This is a genomic window from Type-D symbiont of Plautia stali, assembly GCF_001485335.1.
Classification (GTDB): domain Bacteria; phylum Pseudomonadota; class Gammaproteobacteria; order Enterobacterales; family Enterobacteriaceae; genus Pantoea; species Pantoea vagans_C.
Map to the genome: position 1 here is coordinate 25,475 of NZ_BBOC01000059.1, position 6,541 is coordinate 32,015.

At 52.5% G+C, this 6,541-nt stretch carries 6 protein-coding genes; 4 read left to right on the forward strand and 2 right to left on the reverse strand.

The genetic code is table 11. The features are described from left to right. Nucleotides 1–145: 145 nt before the first annotated feature. Both mreB and csrD read right to left on the reverse strand, forming a co-directional pair. The gene (gene mreB / locus PSSD_RS17835; RefSeq protein ID WP_007891976.1) at nt 146–1,189 is read right to left on the reverse strand and encodes a rod shape-determining protein MreB; all 1,044 of its coding nucleotides are present in this window, start codon (nt 1,187–1,189) and stop codon (nt 146–148) included. Between the two features lie 310 nt (nt 1,190–1,499). Further along, nucleotides 1,500–3,446, reverse strand: coding sequence for an RNase E specificity factor CsrD (csrD, locus tag PSSD_RS17840; protein WP_039331584.1), 1,947 nt, complete (start codon nt 3,444–3,446; stop codon nt 1,500–1,502). A gap of 327 nt (nt 3,447–3,773) precedes the next feature. Here csrD and msrP point away from each other — a divergent pair, with 327 nt between their 5' ends. The 4 genes from msrP to accB all read left to right on the forward strand — a co-directional run. Then, nucleotides 3,774–4,778: a protein-methionine-sulfoxide reductase catalytic subunit MsrP gene (gene msrP / locus PSSD_RS17845; RefSeq protein WP_058973143.1), complete on the forward strand. Its 1,005-nt coding sequence runs from the start codon at nt 3,774–3,776 to the stop codon at nt 4,776–4,778. Next, a complete protein-coding gene (gene msrQ / locus PSSD_RS17850; protein WP_058973144.1) occupies nt 4,779–5,381 on the forward strand; it encodes a protein-methionine-sulfoxide reductase heme-binding subunit MsrQ in 603 nt (200 codons plus the stop codon). 232 nt (nt 5,382–5,613) lie between these two features. Further along, nucleotides 5,614–6,066: a type II 3-dehydroquinate dehydratase gene (gene aroQ / locus PSSD_RS17855; RefSeq protein ID WP_039335885.1), complete on the forward strand. Its 453-nt coding sequence runs from the start codon at nt 5,614–5,616 to the stop codon at nt 6,064–6,066. A gap of 21 nt (nt 6,067–6,087) precedes the next feature. Beyond that, on the forward strand, nt 6,088–6,541 hold a 454-nt coding region (accB, locus tag PSSD_RS17860; protein WP_058973145.1), incomplete at its 3' end, for an acetyl-CoA carboxylase biotin carboxyl carrier protein.

A 6,541-nucleotide genomic window follows, 5' to 3' on the forward strand; every position in this document is an offset into this window, starting at 1 on the left:
AAAATCTGCGTGTTCCTCGACATCAGGGAAGAAGCGTTAGTCACATGACCAACGCCTCCAGGGCTGGACGCATCACGCCGTCGTGCGCAGCGTCGATTAGCGCGACTCCCTGCGCAATTTGACCACGGTCTCAGCCGATGAGGAATTACTCCTCGCTGAACAAATCGCCGCCATGCATGTCGATCATTTCCAACGCTTTACCACCGCCACGCGCGACGCAGGTCAGCGGATCTTCTGCTACGACAACCGGAATACCGGTCTCTTCCATCAGCAGGCGATCGAGATTACGCAGCAACGCGCCACCACCGGTCAGCACCATACCGCGCTCGGAGATGTCGGAAGCCAGTTCCGGCGGGCACTGCTCCAGCGCCACCATCACTGCACTGACAATACCGGTCAACGGTTCTTGCAGCGCTTCAAGGATCTCATTGGAGTTAAGTGTAAAGCCACGTGGTACACCTTCTGCCAGGTTACGGCCACGCACTTCAATTTCGTGTACTTCATCACCCGGATAAGCAGAACCAATCCCGTGTTTAATGCGTTCCGCAGTGGCTTCACCAATCAGTGAACCGTAATTGCGGCGTACGTAATTAATGATAGCTTCATCGAAGCGGTCACCACCAATACGTACAGATGAAGAGTAGACCACGCCGTTCAATGAGATCACGGCGACTTCAGTGGTACCACCACCGATATCCACCACCATTGAACCCGTTGCTTCTGATACCGGCAAACCAGCACCAATTGCAGCAGCCATTGGCTCTTCAATCAGGAAGACTTCACGTGCGCCTGCACCCTGTGCAGATTCACGAATCGCACGGCGCTCAACTTGAGTGGCGCCTACTGGCACACAGACCAGCACGCGTGGGCTTGGACGCATGAAGCTGTTACTGTGCACTTGTTTGATAAAGTGCTGCAGCATTTTCTCGGTCACGAAGAAGTCGGCAATCACACCGTCTTTCATTGGACGGATAGCCGCGATGTTGCCAGGCGTACGGCCAAGCATCTGCTTCGCGTCATGGCCTACTGCCGCTACGCTCTTTGGAGAGCCAGCACGGTCCTGACGGATAGCAACTACGGAAGGCTCGTTCAGCACGATGCCCTGTCCTTTTACGTAAATCAGGGTATTCGCGGTACCCAGGTCAATGGACAAGTCATTGGAAAACATGCCACGAAATTTTTTAAACATACTAAGGGATAATCCTGCAAGCTGGGGGCGGAAAATAAAATCCGCCTACTTTACCAACCACGCGAAGCCGCCACAAGGCGCAAAAACGTTCTGCTCCGGTGAAAAAACACGCTGAATAATTTTTTGGGCCGATTCGCTTATCCCTGGCCGCCGTTAAATAGCGCTAAGTCGCCCTATCAAACGCCAATTTCCCCACCTGTTGCGGGCAAATTTCGACATAAAATCTAACATTTCCAGCCAGCAGAATTCTGCGGACTGAAATGAATAAGGCAGAAAAAACGCTGTTAGTGCGTCATCACGCGCCGAAGCACTAAATTCGATAACGTTGTGAGTGTTTTTTCACATTACTGTTTACCGGTAAGGAAGGCGCAAAGAAGTCACCCTGCCCACCTGAAACCCCTAATCCTGCCAGCGTTTGCCACTCGGCGCGGGTACGTACCCCGGCAGCAAACACTTGCGTCTGCGTCGACTTACAGACTTCGAGTAAGCTTTGTACAAACAGCTGATTCTCAGTACGGCGTTCGATATTACGTACTAAACCAGGATCAAGCTTGATCACTTCAATGGGGAATTGCTTGATGTACGCACTGCTCACCACCGTTAAGCCCGCCTGATCCACCGCAACGCGACAGCCAAATGCCGTCAACATACGGAAAACTGGCACTAAACGATTGATGTGTTGACAAACATCCGCCTCAGCAAGTTCAAATAAAAAACGATTTCTTTGCGATTTCGTACACTGCAACAGTAAATTTTGCAGCCAACGCTGGAACGGGCGCTGCAATAATGAATCAATATTCACGGGTAACGCCAGCGTTTCATCTGGCCAGACTTCAGAAAGTGCGGCAATACGCGTCACGAGTTGGCGATCCCAGCTATCGGTGAGACCGAGTTGCAACACCAGCGGCATAAATTCGGCCGAAACCACTTCTTTATCGCCATCAAATACGCGAGCCAGCATCTCACGGTGATGAACTTTGCCGTCTAATAACACCGCGGGTTTCTGGTAAAGGCGTGGCCCGCCACGGTTGAGGGTATTTTCCAGTAGGGTCCGCCAGCGCACGCTGCCACGCCCCATGTCTAAGGTATTGCCCTCACCCACTGACCAGCTGTTTCCTCCCTGCAGTGCTGCACGGCGCGTGGCCATCTCCACATTTTCCATCACCTGAGGCACGCTCTGGCCACTACGCCAAGCGCTGATACCGATGTGAATGAGATCATCACGGTCCACCATGCGCATCGGCGGCAGCGAATCGACCGCGTTGATTAACTGATCGGCGATGCTGTTGGCCTCTTTCAGAGTGCGATGCGGCAACAATACGGCGAAATCACTGCGGAAATAGCGCGCCAGCAATGCGCCTGGATAGCGCAAGACAAATGTCGACAGCATGTTGATCAGATCAAACAGATACTCATCCACCAGCGTGGGGCCCAGTGTTTCGTGCAATACGTCGAGATCCGGCAGGCGTACCATCATCACCACACCGTGGGTGCCAACGTCTTCCTGATCTTCCAAAAGGGTAGCCAGTTGGTTATCAAAGAACAGTCGGTTATTGAGGCCAGTACGTGAATCCTGCGCGGCAAAGGTGCGAATCAAAGTATCGATGCGCAGACGCTGCTCGCCGGCTTCCTGCAGATCGTTAAGCAAGGTGTCGATGGCACGGCTGGCTTTGGGCGGCCACTCGCTGTAATGCTCAACATGAGGAGCCCGCTCACCTGCCAAAATACGATCAGAACGATCTTCCAGGCGTTCCATGTTCTGCCAGCGACGGTTGATCCAGCGATGCGTCATGATCAGCAGCGCTGACATAATGGCGACCACAGAAAACAATGCAATCAGCGTGTAGGCTCCCGTAAAGGATCGAAACCAGGTTTTTGCAGGATCGAGTACCACCACGCGCAGCTCAAGGCCAGGAGAGTGCAATAAAGGAATATCAAACTGGATGAAGCGATTGGGCTCATCTTCCAGCATCGGATTTTCATGTCGATTAAGCTGAAAGACCACGGTGTTACCGTTATGCATCTCGATTTGCTCGGCATTGATAACCGGCATCAAGCGCGTTAGCCACTGTGTGAGTTCTTGCGGTGATTGCGCCGCGAGTGCTTTGTCGACTTCGGTTGCCAACGTATTCACCCGCGTTTCCACACGTTGTTGTGACAGCCAGATAAAACTAAAAGCGCAGCCGACCAGCATCAGTAACATCGCCAGTAAGCTTAATAATGTAATAAACGCAGAAAACTTTGTTGTTAATCGCATCCCTGTGCCTGTATCACTGCGGTTATGAACGGTCGCTATCCGTTAGCGCCAGCCTGCTCATTGGCGCAAACCTGAGCAAAATATCACAAATCATTGTCTGAATCAGCGGCATCTGCGCATCAAAATCATGCAGTGCGCTATGCTAATTTGCCCTGCGGCGCGAGTATAGCGCCAAAGTGTGATGGCCTGCGTTTTCTACGGCCTTTTTCGTCCTATTCTCAACAGAATCCTCCCGCCAGGAAATTTCATATTTTTCTGGGTAAATTGGCGTGATAGCTGGCCTTTACGCATGCTAAGTGCAAGTTACTTTTTTCGCTGGAGAAAGCCATGAAGCTGAAGCAATCACTGACCGAAGCCGACATCACACCAGAAAGCATCTTTAATATGCGTCGCCGTCAGGTTTTGAAAGCACTGGGACTGGGCGCTGCAGCAGCCAGTTTACCCGGCGTGGCACAGGCTGATGTGCTGAGTTGGTTCAAGGGGAACGATCGCCCGCCTGCGCCTGCGGGCCGCGATCTGCAATTCACCAAGCCAGCTGAGTGGCAGGCGGATTTGCCGCTGACGCCGTTTGATAAGGTCTCCGGTTACAATAATTTTTATGAATTTGGCCTGGATAAAGCCGATCCCGCAGCCAACGCGGGAACGTTGAAAACCGAGCCGTGGCAGTTGCGCATTGAAGGTGAAGTCGCAAAGCCGGTGACGCTGGATATGGACGACATCTTTAAACGGTTTGCCATGGAGCAGCGCATTTATCGTATGCGATGCGTGGAAGCCTGGTCGATGGTGATCCCTTGGGTCGGTTTCGAGCTGAATAAACTGCTCAAACTGGCGGAACCTACCAGCAATGCGCGTTTTGTCGCTTTTCAGACGCTCTATGCACCGGATCAAATGCCTGGCCAAAAAGACCGCTTTATCGGCGGCGGACTGGATTACCCTTATGTAGAGGGGTTGCGCCTGGATGAAGCGATGCATCCCCTCACGCTGCTCAGCACTGGAGTTTATGGCAAAGCGCTGCCACCGCAGAATGGCGCGCCGATTCGTCTGACGGTGCCATGGAAATACGGTTTCAAAGGCATTAAATCTATCGTCAAGATTACCCTGACGCGCGATCAGCCACCCACAACCTGGAGTCAAATCGCCGCCAATGAATACGGCTTTTATGCCAATGTGAACCCGCACGTCGATCATCCACGCTGGTCGCAGGCCACTGAACGCTTTATTGGTTCCGGCGGTATTCTTAACGTGGAACGACAGCCTACACTTTTGTTTAACGGCTACGCTAAAGAAGTGGCATCGCTCTATCGTGGGCTCGATTTACGGGAGAACTACTGAGTGCGACTGACGTTACGGCAAATCACCCTACTGAAAGTGATGCTGCACCTGGCGGCCTTTCTGCCGTTTGTTTATCTGTTTATGGCCGCCAGCCAGGGTTGGCTGAGTGCCGACCCGGCAAAAGATATTCAGCATTTTACCGGCAGAATGGCGCTGAAGTTACTGCTCGCCACGCTACTTGTCAGCCCTTTGACGCGCTACCTGAAACAACCGCTGCTCATTCGCACCCGACGCCTCTTGGGCGTATGGTGCTTTATTTGGGCCTGTTTGCATTTAACCAGCTATTACCTACTGGAACTGGGGTACAACCATCTTCAATTGCTGGGCAAAGAGATCGTTTCTCGCCCTTATCTGTTACTGGGTATGATCTGTTGGTTGGTGCTGTTTGCCCTGGCGATTACCTCGTTTCAACGTGCGCAGCGCAAACTCGGTCGCCGCTGGCAAACCCTGCACAATGGCATCTATCTTGTCGCGATCCTCGCACCTATCCACTATCTTTGGTCAGTCAAGGTCTTCTCACCACAGCCTTGGATTTACGCACTGCTGGCTTTGGTGTTGTTAGGCTGGCGTTACAATAAGTTGCGTAATCTTCTTCGCCGATAATCCCCGCAAGGTTGTTTTCCTGTCACGAGATCTGTTAAAAGGTGTGGCCTCTGGGCCGCATCCGATCAACTTCGCAGATAAGACCAGTATTTTGCTGCGAATTGCGACGAAACGGATATAATGCCCGGCTTTATTGCAAGCGAAGTCGTCTTTTTCACTCTCAGGAGTGACAAACGGCAGATGTCGCGGTATTTTACGCGATGCCTCACTGATTGCAGGAGATAGCAGCAAGATGGCGCACAAATTTCACATACTGCTTTTGAACGGTCCCAATTTGAATTTGCTGGGAACGCGCGAGCCTGAGAAGTATGGTCATACCACGCTGGCACAAATCGTCGGCGATCTGACACAACAGGCTGACCAGCACCATGTGAAATTGAGTCATTTGCAATCGAACGCTGAGTTTCAGTTGATCGATCGTATTCACGAGGCCCGTGGCAATGTGGATTACATCATCATCAACCCGGCGGCGTTCACGCACACCAGCGTTGCACTGCGTGATGCGCTGTTGGCGGTAAGCATTCCTTTTATTGAGGTGCATCTCTCGAACGTGCATGCACGCGAACCGTTCCGGCATCACTCCTATCTTTCCGATGTATCTGCCGGCGTCATCTGTGGACTTGGCGCTGATGGATACTCGTGGGCTTTACAAACGGCAGTAAAACGCCTGTCACATTCCAATTAAACAGAGTACGGAACCACACTCATGGATATTCGTAAAATTAAGAAACTGATCGAACTGGTTGAAGAGTCTGGCATCTCCGAGCTGGAAATCTCCGAGGGCGAAGAGTCCGTTCGTATCAGCCGTTCACCTGCTAATGCCGGCTACCCGGTGATGCAGCAGGCTTATGCTGCTCCGATGATGCAGCAGCCTGCGCTGGCCACCGCCGTTGCCCCTGCGGCGGCAGCACCGGCTGCAGAAGCCGCTAAGCCAGAAATCACCGGTCATATCGTGCGTTCTCCGATGGTCGGCACCTTCTACCGCACCCCAAGCCCGGACGCGAAAGCCTTCGTGGAAGTGGGTCAGAAAGTCAACGCGGGCGACACTCTGTGCATCGTTGAAGCGATGAAAATGATGAACCAGATCGAAGCCGATAAATCCGGCGTTGTGAAGGCGATCCTGGTCGAAAGCGGCCAACCGGTTGAATTTGACGAGCCGC

Coding starts and splice junctions, on each gene's coding strand:
- aroQ (WP_039335885.1), top strand. CDS start 5,614: ATGGCGCACAAATTTCACATACTGCTTTTGAACGGTCCCAATTTGAAT.
- csrD (WP_039331584.1), bottom strand. CDS start 3,446: ATGCGATTAACAACAAAGTTTTCTGCGTTTATTACATTATTAAGCTTA.
- mreB (WP_007891976.1), bottom strand. CDS start 1,189: ATGTTTAAAAAATTTCGTGGCATGTTTTCCAATGACTTGTCCATTGAC.
- msrP (WP_058973143.1), top strand. CDS start 3,774: ATGAAGCTGAAGCAATCACTGACCGAAGCCGACATCACACCAGAAAGC.